The 21,687-nt window shown below is 62.7% G+C and carries 16 protein-coding genes; 7 read left to right on the top strand and 9 right to left on the bottom strand.

Annotation, left to right across the window (positions count from 1 at the left end):
- Positions 1-82: 82 nt before the first annotated feature.
- Together ACOVRJ_RS15820 and ACOVRJ_RS15825 are read left to right on the top strand one after the other, a co-directional pair.
- Positions 83-844: a DUF4145 domain-containing protein gene (locus tag ACOVRJ_RS15820; RefSeq protein WP_422044793.1), complete on the top strand. Its 762-nt coding sequence runs from the start codon at positions 83-85 to the stop codon at positions 842-844.
- 199 nt (positions 845-1,043) lie between these two features.
- On the top strand, positions 1,044-1,805 hold the full coding sequence (locus ACOVRJ_RS15825; protein WP_422044794.1) for a hypothetical protein: 762 nt from the start codon (positions 1,044-1,046) through the stop codon (positions 1,803-1,805).
- Between the two features lie 333 nt (positions 1,806-2,138).
- On the opposite strand, the gene ACOVRJ_RS15830 is transcribed toward ACOVRJ_RS15825, so the two are convergent.
- Positions 2,139-3,164 (bottom strand): zinc-binding alcohol dehydrogenase family protein, encoded by a 1,026-nt coding sequence (locus tag ACOVRJ_RS15830; RefSeq protein WP_422044795.1) that lies wholly within the window; start codon positions 3,162-3,164, stop codon positions 2,139-2,141.
- A gap of 166 nt (positions 3,165-3,330) precedes the next feature.
- Here ACOVRJ_RS15830 and ACOVRJ_RS15835 point away from each other — a divergent pair, with 166 nt between their 5' ends.
- On the top strand, positions 3,331-4,242 hold the full coding sequence (locus ACOVRJ_RS15835) for a LysR substrate-binding domain-containing protein (RefSeq protein ID WP_422044796.1): 912 nt from the start codon (positions 3,331-3,333) through the stop codon (positions 4,240-4,242).
- Here the strand turns inward: ACOVRJ_RS15835 and ACOVRJ_RS15840 are convergent.
- The 3 genes from ACOVRJ_RS15840 to ACOVRJ_RS15850 all read right to left on the bottom strand — a co-directional run bounded on the left by ACOVRJ_RS15840 (position 4,239) and on the right by ACOVRJ_RS15850 (position 11,597).
- Positions 4,239-7,988, bottom strand: coding sequence for a hydantoinase B/oxoprolinase family protein (locus ACOVRJ_RS15840; RefSeq protein WP_422044797.1), 3,750 nt, complete (start codon positions 7,986-7,988; stop codon positions 4,239-4,241). The genes ACOVRJ_RS15835 and ACOVRJ_RS15840 overlap by 4 nt on opposite strands.
- A gap of 122 nt (positions 7,989-8,110) precedes the next feature.
- Entirely contained in the window at positions 8,111-9,046 is a 936-nt protein-coding gene (locus tag ACOVRJ_RS15845; protein ID WP_422044798.1) for a LysR family transcriptional regulator, read from the bottom strand.
- 142 nt (positions 9,047-9,188) lie between these two features.
- A complete protein-coding gene (locus ACOVRJ_RS15850) occupies positions 9,189-11,597 on the bottom strand; it encodes a hypothetical protein (RefSeq protein ID WP_422044799.1) in 2,409 nt (802 codons plus the stop codon).
- Positions 11,598-11,961: 364 nt separating this feature from the next.
- Between ACOVRJ_RS15850 and ACOVRJ_RS15855 the strand changes: the two genes are divergently transcribed.
- The 4 genes from ACOVRJ_RS15855 (at position 11,962) to ACOVRJ_RS15870 (ending at position 15,683) form a co-directional block, all read left to right on the top strand.
- Positions 11,962-12,336, top strand: a complete 375-nt coding sequence (locus ACOVRJ_RS15855; protein ID WP_422044800.1) for a DUF2946 family protein — start codon at positions 11,962-11,964, stop codon at positions 12,334-12,336.
- Positions 12,337-12,523: 187 nt separating this feature from the next.
- Positions 12,524-13,966, top strand: a complete 1,443-nt coding sequence (locus ACOVRJ_RS15860) for a hypothetical protein (protein WP_422044801.1) — start codon at positions 12,524-12,526, stop codon at positions 13,964-13,966.
- Positions 13,967-13,989: 23 nt separating this feature from the next.
- On the top strand, positions 13,990-14,934 hold the full coding sequence (locus tag ACOVRJ_RS15865; RefSeq protein WP_422044802.1) for a metal ABC transporter substrate-binding protein: 945 nt from the start codon (positions 13,990-13,992) through the stop codon (positions 14,932-14,934).
- Positions 14,931-15,683, top strand: coding sequence for a metal ABC transporter permease (locus ACOVRJ_RS15870; RefSeq protein WP_422044803.1), 753 nt, complete (start codon positions 14,931-14,933; stop codon positions 15,681-15,683). The genes ACOVRJ_RS15865 and ACOVRJ_RS15870 overlap by 4 nt, the downstream gene beginning before the upstream one ends.
- An 11-nt stretch (positions 15,684-15,694) precedes the next feature.
- Here the strand turns inward: ACOVRJ_RS15870 and ACOVRJ_RS15875 are convergent, their stop codons facing one another.
- From ACOVRJ_RS15875 to ACOVRJ_RS15895, 5 genes are all read right to left on the bottom strand, one after another.
- Positions 15,695-16,870 (bottom strand): patatin-like phospholipase family protein, encoded by a 1,176-nt coding sequence (locus tag ACOVRJ_RS15875; protein ID WP_422044804.1) that lies wholly within the window; start codon positions 16,868-16,870, stop codon positions 15,695-15,697.
- Positions 16,871-16,903: 33 nt separating this feature from the next.
- A complete protein-coding gene (locus ACOVRJ_RS15880; RefSeq protein WP_422044805.1) occupies positions 16,904-18,913 on the bottom strand; it encodes a tetratricopeptide repeat-containing protein in 2,010 nt (669 codons plus the stop codon).
- 286 nt (positions 18,914-19,199) lie between these two features.
- Complete coding sequence (locus ACOVRJ_RS15885) at positions 19,200-19,844, bottom strand: class I SAM-dependent methyltransferase (RefSeq protein WP_422044806.1); 645 nt, start codon at positions 19,842-19,844, stop codon at positions 19,200-19,202.
- Positions 19,841-20,356, bottom strand: coding sequence for a methyltransferase domain-containing protein (locus tag ACOVRJ_RS15890; protein ID WP_422044807.1), 516 nt, complete (start codon positions 20,354-20,356; stop codon positions 19,841-19,843). Before ACOVRJ_RS15890 ends, ACOVRJ_RS15885 begins: the two co-directional genes overlap by 4 nt.
- Positions 20,357-20,383: 27 nt before the next feature.
- Positions 20,384-21,280: a glycosyltransferase family 2 protein gene (locus tag ACOVRJ_RS15895; protein WP_422044808.1), complete on the bottom strand. Its 897-nt coding sequence runs from the start codon at positions 21,278-21,280 to the stop codon at positions 20,384-20,386.
- Positions 21,281-21,687 lie beyond the last annotated feature (407 nt).

Consider the following 21,687-nt stretch of genomic DNA (forward strand, 5'->3'; position numbering starts at 1 on the left):
CCGCATTGGGCTGTTCGGCCACCGCCGTGCGGCGGCAGATAAACGCTAACTGTTATGCAGTAAACCATTGAAGGAGTGCTCCTTGGATAGAAAACTACTCAAACTCCCATTTCGCAAGGAAAACAGCCCGGACTGGGTATGCCCCACTTGCAATAAAGGTATTCTGCGAATCAAAGAAGGAACTTTTCACGAAGCAGAACTACGCAACTCGCGCGAAGCTCACTCGCACGAAGCATGGGAGCCTGAGTGGATTAATTATGTTTACACATGCATGCTTGTTTGCTCGAATGACAAATGCAAAGAGATTGTCGTCGGTAGTGGAACCGGGTCGGTAGATTGGGACATAGTTGAGGATGAGAACGGCGTGCCAGATCAGGTGTACGAGGACTATTTTCGCCCCAAGCACTTTGAACCACACTTACGTCTAATTCATATACCTGACGACTGCCCTGAAACAGTTACCTCGCTGCTGAACGAGTCGTTCAAACTATTCTTCTCAAGCCCGAGTGCGGCTGCAAATAATGTTCGCGCAGCTATAGAAGAGTTGCTAACCGAGTTAAATATAAAAAGGTTTTCCACATCCAACGGCAAACGTAGATTCATAAACCTTCACCAGCGAATCGGTCTACTTCCACCAAAGTATGCGCCATTTAAAGACATGATTCTGGCAATAAAGTGGCTTGGAAACGCAGGAAGCCATGGCCATAGCGAGGTCACCATGGATGATGTAATGGATGCATATGAGCTAACCGAACATATTCTTCAAGAAATTTACGAACCAAAACTCAAGAAGCTCAAAGCCATTGCAAAGAAAGTCAACAAGAAAAAAGGGCCGGCCAAATAGTGCATAACAAGTCCGTCAAGCGGACCGTCGGCAAGCGGTGCTTTCTGACTTCCGGTTTCGTCCAACGATAGGTTTTCAGACAAACGCTGTGCTCTCCCAAACGATCGCCTCCTCACCACTGCTAAAGCGCCTACTTGGCGTGTGCCTAGTGCTTGCCTATCCGGTTAAGTTGCTAGTTAGCACGTCGTTCGGCTGGCTCTTGAGTTCTATTGCGATCTACTTCGCCACGCCCCTTCTCACAACCGTCCAGCCTTGGTCGTTCGGTCAACTCATTCTGTGGTTTGAAGAACTTGACGTCGAAGCCAAGGTGGGAATTTCAAGCAGCCTAGTGACAGTGCTAGGTTTCTTTGTCGCTCTGCATACGACCATGCATAGTTGGCAGCGACAGACGACAGCGTCAATGCGTATGTCAGCAGCGGATTCTGTAGATCGGCTGATCAGCGAAGTCAACGCCATCATCCTTCAGATTGAGATGTTTGCTGAAGCTCTGGCCAGAGAAGTCTCAACCGTTCGTGCACAACGAATTCCACCCGAAGCCGCTCCAATCTTGTCTCCGCTTTCGGAAGACGTCATCGCATTCCGAGCCAACCGTCAACGCTTGCTCCAGCTAGAGCAAGAACTTCTAGCGCTACCAGGAAGATACGCGCTCCTCTTCATGCCACTGTCAGACGTTCCAGCCGCACTTGACGCGATTACAAAGCAAGTTAGCAGTGTCACCAAGAAAGTCTGGATCAGCACTCCGATCGGAGGGACTGAACATCCTGAACATCGCAGCCTGCTCGCGGAAGTAGTTGATCCCGTCAAGTTTGATGAACTCGCCAGCGTGTGCAGTTCAGCACATGGCGCTATTGCCCGACTTCATGGTTCTGCGAGAGGTGTTCTCCTTGGTCCGATCATCGAAATGAACCCCAGAGCCTTTGTCCGTACCTTACAGGTCCTCTTTGGCAAAGATGGTGACTGAAGTCGCGCATTGCGCGCAGGGAGGCGTGCCGCATCTACAAGGACTTCCCACCATTTCAAGCCCCAATAGCAAGACCTGACCCTTAGGGGCCTTTTTCCTTTCTAGACCTGTGTTCTGAACAGCGGCAACGCAAAGAGGTACAGACTGAACTTCTGCAAACGGCCCTGCAGGTCGCGGCAAGCCAGAGCCTTGCCCTTTCGCTAGGCACAGACCGTCATCAAGACTCCCTGTGTCCGGGCTCAGCTTGATGCGGAGGACAGTGCCGCTGCCCTATGGCCGCCGCCCCGCCCGTCGATAGAATCGCAAGCACATCGCCGCAAGCCTTAAAACCCCTCAAAACCCCTCCAACACGATCTTCCCCCTTGCCTTGCCGCTCTCCAACAAGGCATGCGCGCGGCGCAGGTTCTCGGCCGTGATGCGGCCGAAGTGTTCGCCCTGGGTGCTGCGCAGCAGGCCGGCGTCGACCAGCCTTGATACTTCGCTGAGCAGGCGGTGTTGTTCGATCTGGTCGGGGGTGTCAAACAGCGAGCGGGTGAACATCAGCTCCCAGTGCAGAGAGACGCTCTTGCGCTTCAGCTTGCCGATGTCGATGCTGCCTGGAGCGGGGTCGTCAATCAGGCCGAAGCGGCCTTGCGGGGCGATCAGCTCGGCGATTTGATCGAAGTGTTGGTCGGTCTGCGTCAAGCTGACCACATAGTTCGGCGCGGGCAGGCCGGCGTCTTTCAGCGCTTGAGCCAGAGGCTGGCTGTGGTCCAGCACCTGGTGGGCGCCCAAGTCACGCACCCATTGCGCCGTCTCGGGCCGCGAGGCGGTGGCGATGACTTGCAGGTCCGTCAGCTGACGGGCCAGTTGGGTCATGATGGAACCCACACCACCGGCTGCGCCGATGATGAGCAGGCTTTCTTTGCCGCGAGTCGCCTCGCCCGCGCGAGGCACACCCAGGCGCTCGAACAGCATTTCCCAAGCGGTGATGGCGGTCAGCGGCAAGGCAGCGGCCTCGGCATCCGACAAGGACTGCGGGGCCAGGGCCACGATACGCTCGTCCACCACATGCAACTCGGCATTCGCGCCGGCGCGATGCAAAGCGCCTGCGTACCAAACCCGGTCGCCCGGCTTGAACAGGCTGACTTGCGCGCCGACGCTCTTGACGATGCCCACCGCATCCCAACCCAAGATCTTCCACTGACCGGGCTCGACGCTCACGCCCTTGCGGACCTTGGTGTCCACCGGATTGACGGCAATGGCTTTCACCTCGACCAGCAGATCACGCGGGCCGGGCTGCGGCGCCGGCAGCTCCACCTCTTGCAGAGCCAGCGGGTCGCTGATGGGCAGGGCGTTTTGATAGGCAATGGCTTTCATGGCGTGGTTTCCTGAAAAATTGAATGAGGGCGCTAAGGGTGTTGAGGGCGATCTGTGTGCCGCCTTTCGGCAGGCAAGCCGCTGAATGGCATGCCGCCAGTGTGCGCAAAAAAGCTCGCGCAATACAGGCCGATCGGCGCGATTCACTTTCAATGAAAATCGAACGATGAGTCGAATTGCTGATCTGGAATTGCTGCTGCGCACTGCCGAGCTGGGCAGCCTCACCGCGGCGGCCAAGGCCATGGACCTGTCGCCGGCCGGGGCCAGCGCCGCCATCAAGCGGCTGGAAGCGCAGTGGGGCGTGGCCTTGTTTGTGCGCAGCACCCGCAGCCTGCGGCTTTCGGCCGAGGGCGAGCGCCTGCTGCCGCACTTTCGCCAGGCGCTGGATGCGATTGCCGCTGCCCGCGAGCTGGCCTCGGGCACGCGGCGCGGCGCCGTCTTGCAAGGCGAGCTGCAAGTGGCCCTGCCCTCGGACCTGGGCCGCAATGTGCTGCTGCCGCACTTAGAAGCTTTTCAACAACGCCACCCGCAACTGGCCCTGCGCCTGCACTTGTCCGATCGCAATGCTGATTTGATGCGCGCGCCGGTGGATCTGGCCCTGCGCTATGGCGCGCCCAGCGACTCCGCCCAGGTGGCGCTGCCACTGCTGCCTGGCAACCGCCGTCTGCTGGTGGCCTCGCCGGCCTACATCGCCCGTAACGGGCTGCCAGCCTCGGCGGCCGAGCTGGTGCAGCATGAGGCGCTGCGATTCATGCTGCGCGATGAACTGCCCAAGACCTGGAGGCTGCAAATCGGCGGCCAATGGCAGGACGTGCCGGTACAAGGCCGCCACTCGGCCAATGACGGCGAGCTGGTGAAGCGCTGGGCCCTGGCCGGCATTGGCATTGCCTACAAATCGCAGCTGGACGTGCACGCTGAGTTGCGCAGCGGCCAGCTGCTGCATCTGCACCCCGACTGGCTGGGCGAGCCCTCGCCGCTGTATTTGGTGGTGCCCGGCCGGCGCCAGCTGACACCGGCTGCGCGTGCGCTGCGCGACTGGCTGCTGCCGCGCTTGGAAGCCCTGCAGATGGCGAGTTAGCGGCTGGCCTTGTCTTGCGCCCGCCCATAGCCGCCCCCGCCCGGGGTGCGAATCGCAAACACATCGCCGGGCTGCATCTCGACCTGGCCCAGATGCGGCAGCGGCTCAAGGCTGCCATCGGCACGCTGCACCCAGTTCAAACCCGGCGCACCGGCTTCGCCGCCGGCCATGCCAAAGGCACCTGACTTGCGACCATTGCTGAGGATGGAGGCGGTCATGGGCTCCAGGAAGCGGATCTTGCGCAGGCCGCCATCGCCGCCGCGCCATTGGCCGGCACCGCCGCTGCCGGCGGCAATCTCATACGACTCCAGCCGCACCGGGAAGCGCCACTCCAGCACCTCGGGGTCGGTCAGGCGTGAGTTGGTCATATGGGTTTGCACGACGCTGGTCCCGTCAAAGCCAGGCCCCGCGCCGGAACCGCCGGAGATGGTTTCGTAGTACTGGTGCTGCGCGTTGCCAAAGGTGAAGTTGTTCATCGTGCACTGGGCCGCCGCCATCACGCCCAAGGCGCCGTAGAGCGCGTTGGTGACACAAGACGAGGTCTCCACATTGCCGGCCACCACCGCCGCAGGGGCGCAAGGGTTGAGCATGCAGCCCGCAGGCACGATCACGCGCAGGGGCTTCAAACAACCGGCATTGAGGGGAATCTGGTCGTCCACCAAGGTGCGGAACACATAAAGCACCGCGGCCATGGTGATGGATCGTGGTGCATTGAAATTATTCGTTAGCTGCTGCGCACTGCTGCCGCTGAAGTCGATGACGGCGCTGCGCTGCGCCTGGTTCACCTGGACCGCCACCTGGATCTGCGCGCCGTTGTCCAACGCCAGCGTGAAGGCGCCGTCCTGCAAACGGGTGATGGCGCGGCGCACCGATTCCTCGGCGTTGTCTTGCACATGCTGCATATAGGCCGCCACGGTGGCGGCGCCATACTGCTCGACCATGGCCTGCAACTCTTGCGCGCCCTTTTTATTCGCAGCAATCTGGGCGCGCAGATCGGCCATGTTCTGCGCTGGGTTACGCGCCGGATAGGGGCCACTGGCGAGCAATGCCAGCATCTCGGCCTCGCGCAGCTGGCCACGATCCACCAGCTTGAAGTTGTCGATCAAGACGCCTTCTTCCTCGATACGGGTCGAGAACGGTGGCATCGAGCCCGGCGTGATACCGCCGATATCGGCATGGTGGCCGCGCGAGGCGACATAGAAGTCGGGCTTGTCCGACAGCACCTCGCCCTCGGCATCGCCGCTGGCCTTGTGCAGGAACACCGGCGTCACCACGGTGATGTCGGGCAGATGGGTGCCGCCCTGGTAGGGGTCGTTCAAGACATACACATCGCCCGGCGCCATCGCCGGGTTTCGCGCCATCACCACCTGGATGGACTCGCTCATTGAGCCCAGATGCACCGGGATGTGCGGCGCATTGGCGATCAACTCGCCGCGCGCGCTGAACAAGGCGCAGGAGAAGTCCAAGCGTTCCTTGATATTGACCGAGTGCGCCGTGTTCTGCAGTCGCAGGCCCATTTGCTCGGCGATGTTCATGAAGAGGTTGTTGAAGACCTCCAACATTACCGGGTCCACCTGGGTGCCGATGGCGTGGCGGCTGCTGCGCGGCAGGACGCGGCGCATCTCCAAGCCGCCGTCGCTCAGTAGCCGCGCTTGCCAGCCGAGGTCCACCACGGTGGTGGCGTTCTGCTCGGCCAGGATGGCGGGGCCGTCGATCAAGGCGCCGGGGCGCAGGTGTTCGCGGCGATGCAAGGCCGCAGGCCGCCAGCCGGCCGGGCCGGCGTCATCGGCCGGGCAGTACATGCGGCGCAGCGCGGCGGGCTCAGGCTGGTAGGGCTCCGCCTTGGAAGCCGCGTCCACATGAGCGCTTGCATGCGGCGTCGGGTCGATCGCTGTGCACTCCAGCGCCACCGCCTCGATCACCAGGGCGCGGCCCGGCATCAGGAAGGCAAAGCGTTGCCGATAGGCGGCTTCAAACGCAGCCCTCAGCTCATCCACCCCGGTCTGCGGCAGCAACTCGCAAGGCAAAGCGGTGTCGGTGCCCTGGTAGCGCAGCAGCAAGCGGGCTAGGCTGCGCAAGGCTGGGGCCGGCGCGCCCTGTGCCAGCAACTCCGCTTGCGCCTCTTGATCCAGCAGCGTCGACTGCGCGCGAGCCGCCGCGAGGCCGGCCTCGTCCAGCGGCCGCTCTACCGAGGCTTCGCGCAGCGCGCCTTGCTCGGCCAGGCCCATGCCATAGGCGCTCAAGACACCAGCGAGTGGATGCGCCAACACCCGGCTCATGCCCAAAGCATCGGCCACCAAGCAGGCCGCCTGGCCGCCCGCGCCGCCAAAGCACTGCAAGGTGTAGGCCGTCACGTCATAGCCACGCGCCACCGAGATGCGCTTGACCGCATTGGCCATGCTGCCCACGGCAATTTGCAACGCGCCGCTGGCCAGCTCTTCGGCCGAACTGGGGCCACCCACCGAACTGCTCGCCTGGGCCAGCTCGGCAAAGCGCGCTGCCACGGTGTCGCGGTCCAAGGGCTGATCGGCCGCCGGGCCGAAGAGTGCCGGGAAGAAGTCAGGCTGGATGCGGCCCAGCATCACATTCGCATCGGTCAGCGCCAGCGGCCCGCCGCGCCGGTAACTGGCCGGGCCGGGGTTGGCGCCGGCGGACTCAGGGCCAACGCGCAGGCGTGCACCGTCAAAACGGATGATGCTGCCGCCGCCGGCCGCCACCGTGTGGATGCTCATCATCGGCGCACGCATGCGCACGCCGGCCACCTCGGTGTCAAAGGCGCGCTCATAACTGGCCGGATCGGCGGTGATATCGCCTTCGTGTTTGTAATGGCTGACGTCGGTGGAGGTGCCACCCATATCGAAGCCGATCAGCTTGGCCTGCCCCGCCGCCAGCCCGGTGCGAACCATGCCGACAATGCCGCCGGCCGGGCCGGACAAAATCGCGTCCTTGCCTTGGAAGCGGTGCGCCTCGGTCAAAGCGCCCGAGCTTTGCATGAAGAACAGCGGCACACCCGGCATCTGCTCGGCCACCTGCTCGACATAACGCCGCAGGATAGGGGACAGATAGGCGTCCACCACCGTGGTGTCACCACGCGGCACCAGCTTCATCAGCGGGCTGACCCGGTGCGAAACCGAAACCTGGGTGAAGCCGATCTCGCGGGCCAGCGCCTCGGCGCGCAACTCGTGCACCGGGAAGCGGTAGGCATGCATGAAGACGATGGCGCAGGCGCGCAGGCCGGCATCAAAAGCAGCCCGCAGCTCGCAGCGCAGCGCCGCCTCATCCAACGCTGTCAAGCATTCGCCCTGGGCGCTCAAGCGCTCCTGGGCTTCGATGACACGGCTGTAGAGCAACTCGGGCGGCACGATCTTGCGATCGAACAAGCGCGGCCGTGCCTGGGTGGCGATGCGCAGCGCATCGCGAAAGCCGCGGGTGGTAATCAGCAGCGTGGCGTCGCCCTTGCGCTCCAGCAAGGCGTTGGTGGCCACCGTGGTGCCCATCTTCACGCACTCCACCTGCTGCGGCGTGATCGCTTCGCCGGGCCTCAAGCCCAGCAAACGGCGAATGCCCTCGACGGCCGCGTCGCGGTATTGCTCGGGGTTCTCAGACAGCAGCTTGAGGGTGCGCAGCGCGCCATCGGGCGCGCGGCCGACCAAGTCGGTGAAGGTGCCGCCACGGTCGATCCAGAACTGCCAGCGCTGGGCGGCAATAGGCGTGGAGATGTCAGAGTTGGCGTCGGCAGGGCACATGGGCGAAGGCCTCAGATAAAGGCATCAAATCGGTTTCGACAGCCATTGTGCGAGCCGATGGCGCGGCAATCAAACAACAAAAATTCTGTTGGACTGATCGAGTTTTTTGATGACTCAGCCGTTCAGCCTTGCTCCGCAAAAGGCAGCGCCGAGGCCAGCAGCTCCTCAATCAAGCCCGAGGCTGGGTCCGGGCGGTAGCTGGCATGCATCAGCAAAGGCGCCAACTCAAAATTGCAGGGCAGGATCTGCAGCGCCACCGCAGGCATCTGCTGCTGCACGACCCGCTGCGCCACCGCCAGCGGCAAGGTCGCAATGCCAAAGCCGGCCTGTACCAGCTGCAGCATGGCCGCAATCGAGGAGATGGTGTGAATGCGCGGCGGCTCCAACGCCGCGTCTTGGAACAGCTGCAGCAAGGCTTGGTGCGGCTGCGAACCGCGCTGAAAGGTCAGCAACTCCTGGCCAGCCAGGTCTTTCAGACGGTAGCGGCGGCGCCGCCCCGGCAAGGGCGGCAGACTTTGCGGCCCCAGGCAAGCCATGGGCATGCTGGGCAGCGGCCGGCTGCGCAGCGCGGCGGTATCGGCGGCAGGCAAGGAGGCGAACACCAGGTCGAGCTGCCCGCGCCGCAGCTGTTCCACCAGCTCCAGCGAGGTCTCCACCGTCAGCGCCAACTCAAAATCGGGCAAGGTCTCGCGCACGCTCAGCAGCCAGTCGCTCAGCCAGCTGTGCAGCACCGACTCGATGGCGCCAATGCGCAGTGGCACCGGGCGGCGCGGGCCGGCCTCCTTGTCGGCGCCCTCGCCATGGCGGCCCATTTCTTCCTTCACCTGGCGTTGCAAGCGCAGCATCTGTTGCGCCAAGCCATGAAAGCGCTGCCCGGCCTGGGTCAGGCGGAACTGCTGCTTGTCGCGCCGGTCCAGCAAGACCACGCCCAACTCCTGCTCCAGCGCCGCAATCCGCGCCGACAAGGCCGACTGGGTGAGGTGCAAGCGCTCGGCAGCGCGCGTCACGCTTTGCAAGGACACGGCCCAGTGGAAGGCTTCGAGAAAACGGAGGTTCATGGCGATGGGATTGTGGCGGAACCCACACTGTCCATCCGCTCCTCGCTCCCTCGTCCATCAGACCAAATTCACGGCACTCAAAACCGCCTCATGAACCAGATGTGACTCGCAGCTTTTGAAGGCAACACGTGGGCAAAACGGCTCAAGGGCTCGAGGTGACAGAGTTCCATCGCCCAACCCGAACGACAAAACCGTTGACCAGCAAAGTCGAGTCATCCAAGAACCGAGGACTTCTGAGAATCGAGTTTGAAATCCTGAAGTCTGGATTCGATTGCGACCAACTGCGCAAATAAGAGCCGAGGCCCGCCTTGCCCTGCACAGACAAGGTGTCAATATCTATTTTGACAAGCTGATCTTCCCCCGAGTCCACACACACGAGCACAGCCTTACCCACAGCACATTCGTCCATTTTGTACGGCAGTTTGGGCCCCGGGCTGCCATCACTGACGCGAACGGTACTACCGTCATTCAGATGGAGGAAGTTTTTGCTTGCGAACCAAAAGTTCGAGAAGAAGCGACCCGAGCGAATCGTGCGAATCGACCGTTGATCGACTCCGTCGGCGGTAGAAAACGACCGAACATACAAGTCCAAGGGATCAACGTTTTGATTCGAATAGAGCTGACCACTGCTCCAATCAACACCCAGCAGGATTTCATTGGCGACCCGAGCCACGGGACTCGCAACTGCGGGCCCAAGCACCTGGATGTATCGGTCAAGCCCAGATGTCGATGAACCGTAGCCCTTTTTGACGTAGGCCGCGATGAAACGTCCGCTGCCATCAGGTGCAGCGAAGAGGGCGGTCAGTGCAGCGGGCCAATACTTTGATGGCTGGGAGACATCGGGGACAGCAGCCAAGCGATAGGTCGCCATATCCGAGAGGTCTTTGGCACTGACCTTGTGAACCAGCTCGCTGAGAGCCAAAGCCGCTGCTTCCGTCTTGGGCCAGGCGTCGCTCGCATCAAGTGGAGATAAATGTTCCGCCGCCAACAAACTCATCTCGTCCCCTGACGGCACCGGGCATGTCGACCTAAAGCCTGAAAAATTCCTTGTCGCGCCAATTTGGAGGCCTGTGTCAATGTCCCACAGCGCCAGCGCCAAGGTGGGCGAACTTTGTACGACGGGGCCATACTCCACCGTCACTGCACGCCGCAAGTTCGAGAAAATAATTGGTAGGCAGTACCAGTTATTCGAAGCCCACGTGCCCTTGCCCGCATTGATTGTCAGTTGGGCAGGCCAAACCGTCTTGTTGGCATATGCGCTTTTCAGTTCCAAGTTCAACGCGCCAGCCTTGTCCTCAATGCCATCGACAAATACCTGATCCCTCTCCTTCAAAATGCCGACGCCAGGTGCGACCCACACCGTCGATCGCAAAACGGTCGTCGAGACGGTGGAGGCGGACTTTGGAAGAACCAATTGCTCCTCTGTCACGATAGGAACCGCTCTGAAGCTGCCTATCCCCAGGGAAATGGTCTCTACCGCGCCAACAATCTGATTCACTGAAAACGCCAAGGGTTGAATGTCAGAACCCCCAGTGAAGTTCAACTTGGTATCCGTGATTCTGCGAGCATCGAGTTGGCGGGCACCCGGTTGAACGGGAAAGCTCTGCGATGGAAATTCTCCGACTACATAGGACACAAGCGCCAATTGCGGGTCTGAGATGGGGAGTCGTTGATAGCCGCGACTTGGGCTGAGTCGCCCCCGTCCGCCGGAACTCGGCACCGCTTGCCATTGCCCATCTTTAAGCACAGATGCAGTGCCGTTGTATTCCCATGTCCCATTGACTGCCATCTGATAGCCGTACTCATCCTTAAGCACCAACTGCAATTGCCGTCCCGTGTCATCCGCAAAGATGGCCGCGTACGTGTTCGACATGGCGTAAAACGCACCGATATCGCCAGTGCCTTCACTTGGTAAGCTGCCGGATTTGCGAAGCGTGCTGGCAACAAAGTCCAATGCGCGGTCGTTTGAAAGCGCGCTCAGCAGTTGATCCGCTGCCGCTCCTAGCGCCAGTGAGGCGCGTTGATCGCCGGTGGCATCGGCGATCAAACCGAAGGCAGCTGCGATCTGACTCACGACGGACAGATTCGCATCGGGGAAGGCCAAGATTCGACCAGCAGCGGCTGCGACTTGGCGAACCCAGGCCTCTGAACTCACGTCCACCCTTACCGAGCCTGGGTAGAGATATGCGCGAAGACCAACGCCGTCAACTTGGGCCACCAACATCCAGCTCCCGTCGGCGGTCGACCCCCCGGTTGGAAGGTCGATTGAAAAGCTACCATCGGCCGCCGTACTCGCAACACCTTTGACAGCACCGAGCGTGCCATCCCCCTGAATGGGCCGCAACTCGACTGACACACCTGCCCTGCGCCCCAAAGGCGCCAAGGTGTCAGCGGCGACTGATACAAAGCCACTGGCTCGACTTTTGTCGATAGATGGCGACACGGGTGCCATCGCTGGCTGGACCAAGGCATAAGGCGTCGGCGTCGGCGTTGGCGCCACCTCACTGCCGCCCCCAGCCCCCCCGCCGCCGCATGCGGCCAGAATCAACATCGAAGCGCAAACGCTTATCCATGATCGCCAGACTCCCATGATCTTTTTCCTTAATTTTTGCTTTGCGCACTTTAGCTTTGTGTTTCAGCTAAGCGATCCCCCCAAAATTGGGGTTAGGGAAAGCGAGAGAGACCAAGATCTTCTCAGGGGAAATCTGCCAGTAGACCTGACGCCGTCTGAAATTCCAGGGGTGCGCACTGGTCCCATTTCAATGAGGATCGAATGCCCCTTTTCTGTCGAGAAAGGAGCCCCTCAGGCTCAACAGCGCAGCGCTCGGCCTTTTGATGCAACAGGCCTCAGTGCTCTCAGGCCGAGCACCCATGAATCGGCCGTCAAGGACCCTGGGCTAAGATCGCGCCCCATCGTGAACGCACGCCACACCCTCCTCGCCAACATCAAGCCCCGCCGCATGGACCGCCGCGTCCTGTGGGTCTTGTGCTTGGCCCTGCTCGTGCCGATGGCACAGGCTTGGTCGGGCTGGCATGCGTTCTCGCACCTGAGTTCCACACAAAGCAAACCCGAAAGCAGCGAACGCGAAAGCCATTCGCCGCACCTGGCGCATTGCGAGTTCTGCTTGGCGGCGGCAGCCATCGACGCGATCGCGCCGCCTGCGGCTGCCCTGCACCTTGCCTCGCCCAGCCTGGGCGAGGCGCAGGCACTGCTCGCCCCCAGCGCCGGCCCGTTCAGCCGGCCGCTGCGTGCTTTTCAAAGCCGCGCCCCCCCCGCTCGTTTCGTCTAAAGCCAATCCTGGGACTCGGCCACACGTGGTCCGCCCAAGCCTTGCATCTGAAGCCGAGGCTTGGCGCGCGCGTGGCCGAGCGCCCACCCTGCTTTTGCGAGCCCAAGCGCAAGCGTCTGGCGGTTGATTCACGATCGACCGCTGGCGCAATTGCCGCTGGGCCGCTGACCCCACGAGATTTCTGAACATGAACAAGCTGATTCCCGCGAGCTTCGCGCTCGCCATGGCCCTGCCTATGGCCGCCACCCACGCCCAAACACCGGCCGCTGCCGAGACCGCCGCCGACATCAAGGCCCTGCGCCAAGAGATGGAAGCCATGCGCGCCGCCTACGAGGCACGCATGCAAGCGCTGGAGCAACGCCTGCGCTCGGCTGAAGCCAGCGCAACTGCGGCGGCCAAGCCGGCTACAGCGGCGAACACGAGCCCCGCACCTGCAGCAGCCACAGCGACGGCACCCACCGCTGTTGCCACAGCTGCCCCCGGCAACAACAAGACAGCCGGCGCCAATGCCTTCAACCCGGCCATCTCGCTGATCCTCTCGGGCACCTATGCCAACACCTCGCAAGACCCCGAGAACTACGGCATCACCGGCTTTCACCTGCCCACCGACGGCGAGTTCGGCCCCGGCACGCGCGGCCTGAGCCTGGCCGAATCGGAGCTGGGCATCTCGGCCCAAATCGACCCCTTCTGGCGCGGTTCGCTGAAATTGGCGCTGCACCCTGACAACCAAGTCTCGGTGGAAGAGGCCTATGTGCAGACCACGTCGCTGGGCCATGGGCTGACGGCCAAGGCTGGCCGTTTCTTGTCCGGCATCGGCTATCTCAATTCGCAGCATGCCCATAGCTGGGACTTCATCGACAACGCCCTGGCCTACCAAGCGCTGACCGGCGGCCAGTACGGTGACGACGGCCTGCAGCTGAAATGGCTGGCGCCGCTGGACCAGTACCTGGAGCTGGGCGCCGAGATCGGCCGCGGCCGCAGCCACCCCGGCACCGACACCTCGCGCAACAAGCCCGGCATGTGGGCGCTATCCGCCAAGACCGGCGGCGATATCGGCGAGAGCCACAGCTGGCGCCTGGGCGCTTCGCTGCTGAACGCCAAGGCCAACGCGCAAGAGCTGGTCGGCCTGAATGCAGCGGGCGAATCGGTGCACAGCGCCTTCGATGGCGACACCCAGGTCTGGGTGCTGGACGCGATCTGGAAATGGGCACCGAACGGCAACGCCACCCGCACCAACTTCAAGCTGCAAGGTGAGTATCTGCAAAGCCGCCGCAAGGGCAGCCTGCTCTATGCCGCCGACAGTGACGCCGCCAGCAGCGGCGACTACCGCGCGACCTTGTCGGGCTGGTATGTGCAAGGGGTCTATCAGTTCATGCCCGCCTGGCGCGTCGGCCTGCGCACCGAGCGCCTGGACGCTGGCCGGCCCGACTACGGTCTGAACAGCGATCTGTACGCGCAAAGCCGCTACAAGCCCGCCAAGCATTCGCTGATGCTGGACTACAGTCCCAGCGAGTTCTCGCGCATTCGCCTGCAGCTGGCGCAAGATCGCTCGCGTGAAGGCGTCAATGATCGCCAGCTGATGCTGCAGTATCAAATGAGCTTGGGCGCCCACGGCGCTCACAGCTACTGAGCGCGCCTCAGGAGAAGCTTGTGATGAACCTTACGAAGTCCCCACTTCGGCCGCGTCTCTCGATGCTGCTGGCCGGGCTTTGCCTGGCCGCCCTGCCATTCAGTGCAGCCCATGCCGCGCTGCGCGTGCTGGCTTGCGAGCCCGAATGGGCGGCGCTCACGCAAGAGCTGGGCGGATCGCTGGTGGAGGTCAACTCGGCCACCACCGCGCTGCAAGACCCGCATCAGATCCAGGCCAAGCCCAGCCTGATCGTGCGGGCGCGCAATGCCGATCTGCTGGTCTGCACCGGCGCCGAGCTGGAGGTGGGCTGGCTGCCCATCCTCTTGCAGCAATCGGGCAATGCCAAGATCCAAGAGGGTCAGCCCGGCCACTTTGCCGCCGCCGACCATGTGCGCAAGCTGGAAGTGCCCACTCAGCTGGACCGCTCGCACGGCGATGTGCATGCCAGCGGCAACCCGCATATCCAGACCGACCCACGCCAGATTGCGGCCGTGGCCAAGGCCTTGAGTGCGCGCTTGCAGCAGGTGGATCCGGCCAACGCGGGCGCCTACGCCAAGGCATACAGCGACTTCAGCAAGCGCTGGGAGCAGGCCATGGTCCGCTGGAGCGCCCAGGCCGCGCCGCTGAAGGGCGCCTCGGTGGTCTCGCAGCACAAGGCCTTTGTCTACTTGTATGACTGGTTGGGCCTGAACGAGGTGGCGGTGCTGGAGCCCAAGCCCGGCGTCGAGCCCAGCGCCTCGCACTTGCAGGGCGTGTTGGCGCGACTGAAGGCCAAGCCGGCCAGCCTGGTGGTCTACGCGGCCTATCAAGACGGCAAGCCGTCTGAATGGTTGAGCAAGAACGCCGGCCTGCCGGCGGTGAAGATCCCCTTCACCGTGGGCGGCAGCGAAGGTGCGAAAGACTTGTTCGGCCTGTTCGACGACACGCTGGCGCGTTTGCTGGCAGCACAGAGCGGAGCCAAGAAATGAACTGGGCGGCCATGGACTGGGCCATCCTCGGCCCAGCATTGATTGCGGGGCTCTTGGTCTTGTCCACCCATGTGCCGCTAGGTGCCAAGGTCTTGGACCGCGGCATCGTCTTCATCGACCTGGCGATAGCGCAAATCGCCGGCCTGGGCGTCATTGCTGCCGATGCCTTGGGGCTGCCGGAAGGCGGCCCCGCGGTGCAGGCCGCGGCCGTCAGCGCCGCGCTCTTGGGCGCCTGGCTGCTGACCTGGACCGAGCGCAAAGCGCCCAAGCATCAAGAGGCCTTGATCGGCGTGATGTTCATCCTGGCGGCTTGCGCCGGCCTTTTGATCCTGGCCGGCAACCCACATGGCGGCGAGCATCTGAAGGACTTGCTGGTCGGCCAGATCCTCTGGGTCAACCACACCCAACTGCTTTGGCTGGGCGGCGTCTCGGCCGCCTTGCTGCTGGCCATGCGCCTGGGCTGGGTGGACCGACTGGGGCGCTTTGGCTTCTACGCCGTCTTCGCCTTGGCCGTCACCGCCTCGGTGCAGTTGGTGGGCGTCTATCTGGTCTTTGCCAGCTTGATCATCCCGGCCCTGGGCACCGTCAAGCTGCAGGGTTCGGCGCGCTTGCTGGCCGGCTACGGCATTGGCATCGTCGCCTACGGCCTGGGCCTGGCCTTGTCGGCGTTGCTGGACCTGCCTTCGGGCGCGGTGATTGTGTGGGCCTTGGCGATCTGCAGCTTGGGCGCATCGTTGATCAGGCGCTGATCCGGCGTTGATCAAACAAAGCCGCGCAGATGCGCCAGGCCGACATGCCGCTGTGCATAGGCCTGGCCAACTTGCTGGATGGCGGGGATGTGCTTGACCGAATCCATCAGTTGCACATCCTTGGCGCGGATGCCGTCCAGGCCCAGCTGATCCAAGCCGGCCTGTGAGACATTGGGGTCGTAGCGCACATAGGCGAACTGCTTGTGGCCGCTCCAGTTGCTTGAGGTGGCATCGGGCGCCAGCACCATATCGCCGATCTCGCGGTCGATGAGCCCGCCATGCCGGCATTCGCCCAGGGTTCGGCAGGCCATGTCCCAGCCGGCCGCCGCCGCGTTCATCAAGGCGCCAGGGATGTTCTTGGCATGGTCCAGCAGCCACAAGTCATCGGCCTCCAAATCGGGCCGAGCATTCGCCACCTGGCCGGTGCCGACAGAGACGATCAAGAGCTGATCCACCCCGGTTTGCCATCCGACCTGGTAGGGCGCGGCCGTGGCCATCTGGAAGGCCAAGAAAGCGGCGTTGTTGTAGGTGGTGACGCCACCATCGACAAAGACGAACTGGTACTCGTTCGGCGTGCCCGGCGCAAAAGTGACCACCTCGGGCGGGAAGAAGGTGGGCGCTGCCGTGCTGGCCCTCACCAATTGCCACAGCGGCAGGTTCAGATTGCAGTCAATGCGAGCCTTTTGGTTGTACTTGGCGAAAGGGTTGTTGCTGACCGGCCAGGGCGAATCGGTCGTGTGATTGCGCATCACCATCATCAAGAGACAGCGCAGCTGCTCGTCGCCCAGCGTAGCGGGCGCGGCATCTGCCTTGTAGCCCAGCGCTTGGTTCAGCTGGGTGCGCAGCAGCTGGGCCAGCGGCTCGTCGTTGTAGTTGTAGCGCAGGCGCTTGAGCAGGGACGCCTTGTCGAACATCTGCTCGCCGCTGCCGACGTAGAACTGGCGCAGCGTGGCGGTGTCCATGCCGGTGGCGATGCAGGCGGCAATGATGGCGCCGGTGCTGGTGCCACAAACAAAGTCGAAATAGTCGGCCAAGACCAGCTTGGGATTTTGGGTCTGCTGGCGCAGATCGGCCTCCAGCTTGGCCAGAATCTCCACGCTCATCAAGCCCAAGATGCCGCCGCCATCGCAGCTGAGGATCTTCTTGGCGCCTGGGGACTTGATGCGATCAATGACTCGTTGACTCATGACGTAGACCTCACGGGTTAGACAATTCTTGACTCACCACAGCTTGCGCGGATCAATCCAGCTGACCCGCCCGGTGTGGCGCCGCACCTCTTGCACCATGTGCGCCGTGCCGCCGGGGCCATCGCCGCCACCACCATTCCAAAAGGTGAGCAGGTTCAGCTTGGCCAAGCCCCAAGACATGGCCGAGTACAGCAGCCAGAGATTGCAGCGTTCATAGGCGTTGACGCCCTTGGGCAAGGGGCCTAGCGCATCCGGCATCAGGCGCAGCGGCTGGTCCGGCCGCAAGCCCTGCACCACTTGGTAGTAGAGGTCTCGCCAAGCGGCGCTGCTGCTGTTACTGCTGCGCGAATCGATGGAGCGCTGAATGAACTCGGCCTCGCCAAAAGGCAAGAGGATCTGGCAGCGCAGGCCGCGCGCCTGCGCCGCCTGCAAGAACAAAAGATCGCTGCCCGCCGAGGCTTGGCAGAGCGCCAGATCCTCGGGGCCGGCGCCCATCTCATCCAGGGCCGCTTCAATCGCCTGCGCCACCCGAGCTTGCTTGTCGGCCGGAAAGCGCGGCTCCAGTCGCCCCGGCTCGTCCACCATATGGCCGCTGAACAGAATCACCTTGCGCGGCTGCCAGGGCCCGGCGGGCGCTTGCAGCTTGGCCAAAGCCTTGTCGAACACTGCCAGAGCGGCCGCCACCGACTCGGGCCTGAAACCCAATTCGGCCAGCAACTGCAGCTGCGCCCGGCTGGACTTGAGCGCAAAGCCATCGCCATCATGCTTGGCCACCGCCTCGCGGTAGGCGGCCCGCACCCGCTCCAGCGAGCCACCCTGCAGCAACTCAACATCCGCCAGGGTGACCTGCGCCCAAAAAGCCTGTGCCGCAAGGGGCTCGTTGGAAGCTGCGAACTGCACCGCGCCTTGCAGGGCAGGCAGCTGGGCCGCGTAGCGCTGATCGGCGCACAAATGCTCATGCAAATGCATCAAGCTCAGGGCATTGATGCCGGAGAAGTAATGACCCGGATGTTTGCGATAAGCCTGGGCATAACTGTCAATCGCTGCGCGCAGCAAGGCGGCTTGCTCGCTGGCCTCCTCGCGCCTTTGCTCGGGCGACAACTCGGCCCGCAGCCAGCTCTCGGTCCAGGCGTCTTTATCAACACGGCCCAGCAAGGCCAGGGTTTCGGCATCTGCCGGGAAGTCCTTCAACACTGCGAGGTAATGGGCTCGTGTCCGCGCGAGGGAGTGCCCTTCTTGCTGAGCTTGCGCCAGGCGCTGAAGGCAAATGCCCTTCTCGCGCAGGCCGACTAAGTTCTTAGGCTCGATGGCCAGGCCCAACTCCAGCTGCTCCAGCGCAAAGCGATAACGTTCGGCCTTGCGCAGAGCGATGCCGGCCTTGATCCAAGCCTCAGCGCGAAATGCCGCCACCGGCGCCTCATCGGCCAGCACCAATAAATCACCGATCAGGCCCTGCTTGCGCGCCAGGTCGATGCGCCTTTCCCATTCCTCATGCTGCACCCAAAACTCCTGCGCACCCGCCACGCGCACCGACTTCCAATCCGGCTCTTGCAAATAGGGCAGCAAAGAATAAACGGGGCTGATCTTGCGGCCCGTCCAGGACTGCATCGTCGCCTGGATCATCTGGCTGAGCTTGACGATATCGCCGGCCAGCGTGGCCGGGTCGGGTGCACCGTCCTTCAGGCCATAACGCAGCTTGCGATCGGTATAAACATTAAAAGCCGTGGTGGCTCGCCCGCCCATCACCAGCACCACACCACGGGCCCGCAAGGCATGGCGCACACCCAGCTCGTACCAGACATTGGGGTTGTCGATGCTGAGGTCGGCCACCACCAGGTCGGCGATCAGCAGCTCCTGAAACATATCGGCGCGGATGTCGCCGGCCTGCTGCTCTTGATCGGCCCGAAAGGCGCTCAAGCCAGCCGCTTCGATCGCCGGCGCGATGTATTCCGTGTAGACGCGATTGAAGTCGATCAGCTGTCCGTCCGGGCCCGGCTTGCTGCCGAAAGGCATGGCGACAAAGGCATGCGGGCGAATGCTCATGGCGGGCGGCGTCTCCGGGCTGACGAGGGGTGCGCCAGCGTAGTTGGCGGCGCATGAGCGCGTCAAGGCTAGAGCTTGTTCATTTAGGGGATGCCGGTGCTGCTGGCGGCCCCGGCTTCGGCCTGCTTGTGACACTCAAGCCTTGAGGCAGCCGCATGAGGCCCCTGTGATGGACAGGCGGCCTCTCTTGTCAGGCTTCGCTCGCGCCATCACCGGCTTGCGGGCGCTGTCGCAAAGCGCTGCGCGGGCCGCTGCCTCAGCCCACGCGGTAGCCAGCTAGGGCGATTCAGCCGTGACCGGTGGTCGGCGCGGCCCTGACCGGAATGGTGCCACGCTCGAACACGATGACGCTGTCGTAGAACGAGATGCCAAAGGTGTGCCGAGCGAAGAAATCCGACTCGACATGACCGCGCGAATGCTCGGCATTGAGCTTGTCCACCAAGGACTTGCTGATGTTCACGAACGAGTCGGGCTGGTCCAAGCCGCCGCCGTATTCGGGCCAGTAGCAGGTGTGCAGGTCTTCCGCGATGTACAGCCCGTTCTTGGCGATACGGGGATACAGGAACTCGAACGTCTTTTGCAGATGCAGCATGCGGTGGCTACCATCGTCGATGACGATGTCGAAGGTGCCAAACTCATCGATCAAGGACTGCAGGAACTGTGGATCGGATTGGTCGCCTATGCGCACGTGGATGCCCGGCTCCTCATGCTGCTTGCATTCGGGGTTAATGTCGATGCCCACGATGGTGGCCAGCGGGCCGAGAAAGCGCTGCCACATCTGCAGCGACCCGCCCTTGAAGACGCCGATCTCTAGCACCGTGATGGTCCGGTTGCGGAACGGAGCCAAATGCCGTTCGTAGATCGGGAAGTAGTGCATCCACTTGTGGATCAGCTTCTTGTCATTGGTCTTGAAGTCTTGCCAGAGGTTCATGCGGCGTCATCCTGGTCAGGGGTGAGGGGGCGGCGCAGTTCGGAAAACAGCACGTGGGCGCGCTGCTCCTGCTTCACCATATCGAAACGGCCTTGGAAGCCGTAGATGCGGGCGGTCGGGTCGAGCCCGGCGAAGTACATCGGAAAGGTTTCCGGCGTGATGATATTGACGTGGGTCGGGTCTTGCCAGGCCTGCGGGTGCGGGAAGCTGGGCGTGGCGGAAAGAAATACCCCGCCCGGCTTGAGCTTGCGGTAGATCTCGCTCATCAGACGCACAAAGGGAAAGATGGTGCGGCCGTCCACATAGAGCACGCGCGGCATGTGTTCAATGAAGTGGAAGGCGGTGATGAAGTCGAACTCGCCGTCGGGTCCCGGAATGGGTTGCACGAACAAGTCGGCCGAGCGGATGCGCGGGTTGTCGAGCTGGCGGATGTCCAGACCGTAGACCTCGTCGGCGTTGTAGGGGTTCTGCGGGTTAGGGCCGCAGCCGAGATCCAATGTGGTTGTTGCCATCAGGGTCGGGATGTGAGGATTGAAACGTCAGTGCGGTCCGGCGAGGAACTGCCGCGCACCGTCTAGGAAGTAAGGCAGGAGCTCCGGACGTTCTTCCGAGAGGCCGTTGCCCAGGGTGCGGAACAACTGCTGGCGGTGGAACTCATGAATCTGCTCCCGGGCAAGCTGGAAGGACTCGGCCGTGCTCAAGCTGCGCAGCGCGGCGATGTAGCCATCCAAGAACGTGAACTGCTGCCAGCGCGACGCCAACGTGCTGTAGCCGGCAATACCCGAGGGAAGGTCGCGACCGGTGCGAACCGGCTCTGCCGGGTGGTACAGGCATGGCGCGCCCAGTAGCAGCAAAGCCAGACTGAAACAAGCCTGCGGGTAGACGTTGTCGCGGCGGTTGGCGACGGGCTCGATCAGCGGCAGCAAGCGCTGGGCCCAGAAGCGATTCATCGTGATACCGGGTAGGTGGTTACAGCAGTTGCGGTAGTCGTGGGCGGCAATCGGGCTGACGGCCTCGCGGCCGCGGTACACACCACCCTCGGCATTGCGGAACACCGGCGTGATCCAGGCAGGCGCCGTCTCCGCCTCTGCCAGGTCCAGTGCCATGCGCAGCACCTCGTCGGCCTGCACCCAGTCATCGTCGGTGCTCACCAACAGATAGTCGCTACGGCAGTGGCGGATCAGGTTGAAGAAGTTGCCACAGAAGCCGGCGCGCTCCTCGTTCTTCATGACCCGCAACCAGTCGCCATCACGAGCGCAGGGCAGGGCGCGCACGGCATCGAAGGCGCCGTCAGGGGAGTCGTCATCGATGATCAGCACATCCATGCGTTCCCGGTGAGCCGGCGTGCAGGCTTCGTCCAGCCGGGTCAGGACCTCAAGCAGCGCGTCCTTGCGGTTGTAGCTAGGGATTCCGATGGTGATGCGCGGTGGCGTCATGTGAGTGACTGTCGCCTGACTGGGTCGAGTTCTTGAGGGCCGGCGCGCAGATCCGCATCAGCCCGAAAGACCTGATCGGCGCCAAAGTGCAGGCCAACATGACCGATGGGCGTGCAGACCCAAGCATCTTCAGCATCAAGGAAAATCGACGGCATGAGCGTTAGTATGTCACGGTTTTTGGATCCCCCTGGGCCTCTGAACTGATTCGCTTTGAGCTGTCCTTGTGAGCCGTTAGGCAATGGGTTTTCGGTCCCCCGGCGCATCAGCGGCGGCAGGTTTTTCTTTCCCGCAGCGGTGGCTGAAGCACGGTCTTGCTGGGCTGCGGCTGATGCGCTGATTGAATTGGCAGTTCGGCGCCGCTGGTGCGACCGAGCCTCGACGGCAGCACTCACCCATCGCACTGAGGT

This window comes from Roseateles sp., from assembly GCF_049240545.1.
In the GTDB taxonomy this organism is placed as follows: Bacteria; Pseudomonadota; Gammaproteobacteria; order Burkholderiales; family Burkholderiaceae_C; genus Paucibacter_A.

Excerpts from the sequence above, each read along its gene's own strand:
- ACOVRJ_RS15835 (WP_422044796.1), top strand. The coding sequence starts at position 3,331 with ATGAGTCGAATTGCTGATCTGGAATTGCTGCTGCGCACTGCCGAGCTG.
- ACOVRJ_RS15870 (WP_422044803.1), top strand. The coding sequence starts at position 14,931 with ATGAACTGGGCGGCCATGGACTGGGCCATCCTCGGCCCAGCATTGATT.
- ACOVRJ_RS15850 (WP_422044799.1), bottom strand. The coding sequence starts at position 11,597 with ATGTTGATTCTGGCCGCATGCGGCGGCGGGGGGGCTGGGGGCGGCAGT.
- ACOVRJ_RS15890 (WP_422044807.1), bottom strand. The coding sequence starts at position 20,356 with ATGGCAACAACCACATTGGATCTCGGCTGCGGCCCTAACCCGCAGAAC.
- ACOVRJ_RS15845 (WP_422044798.1), bottom strand. The coding sequence starts at position 9,046 with ATGAACCTCCGTTTTCTCGAAGCCTTCCACTGGGCCGTGTCCTTGCAA.
- ACOVRJ_RS15880 (WP_422044805.1), bottom strand. The coding sequence starts at position 18,913 with ATGAGCATTCGCCCGCATGCCTTTGTCGCCATGCCTTTCGGCAGCAAG.
- ACOVRJ_RS15840 (WP_422044797.1), bottom strand. The coding sequence starts at position 7,988 with ATGTGCCCTGCCGACGCCAACTCTGACATCTCCACGCCTATTGCCGCC.
- ACOVRJ_RS15885 (WP_422044806.1), bottom strand. The coding sequence starts at position 19,844 with ATGAACCTCTGGCAAGACTTCAAGACCAATGACAAGAAGCTGATCCAC.
- ACOVRJ_RS15860 (WP_422044801.1), top strand. The coding sequence starts at position 12,524 with ATGAACAAGCTGATTCCCGCGAGCTTCGCGCTCGCCATGGCCCTGCCT.
- ACOVRJ_RS15875 (WP_422044804.1), bottom strand. The coding sequence starts at position 16,870 with ATGAGTCAACGAGTCATTGATCGCATCAAGTCCCCAGGCGCCAAGAAG.
- ACOVRJ_RS15895 (WP_422044808.1), bottom strand. The coding sequence starts at position 21,280 with ATGACGCCACCGCGCATCACCATCGGAATCCCTAGCTACAACCGCAAG.
- ACOVRJ_RS15865 (WP_422044802.1), top strand. The coding sequence starts at position 13,990 with ATGAACCTTACGAAGTCCCCACTTCGGCCGCGTCTCTCGATGCTGCTG.
- ACOVRJ_RS15830 (WP_422044795.1), bottom strand. The coding sequence starts at position 3,164 with ATGAAAGCCATTGCCTATCAAAACGCCCTGCCCATCAGCGACCCGCTG.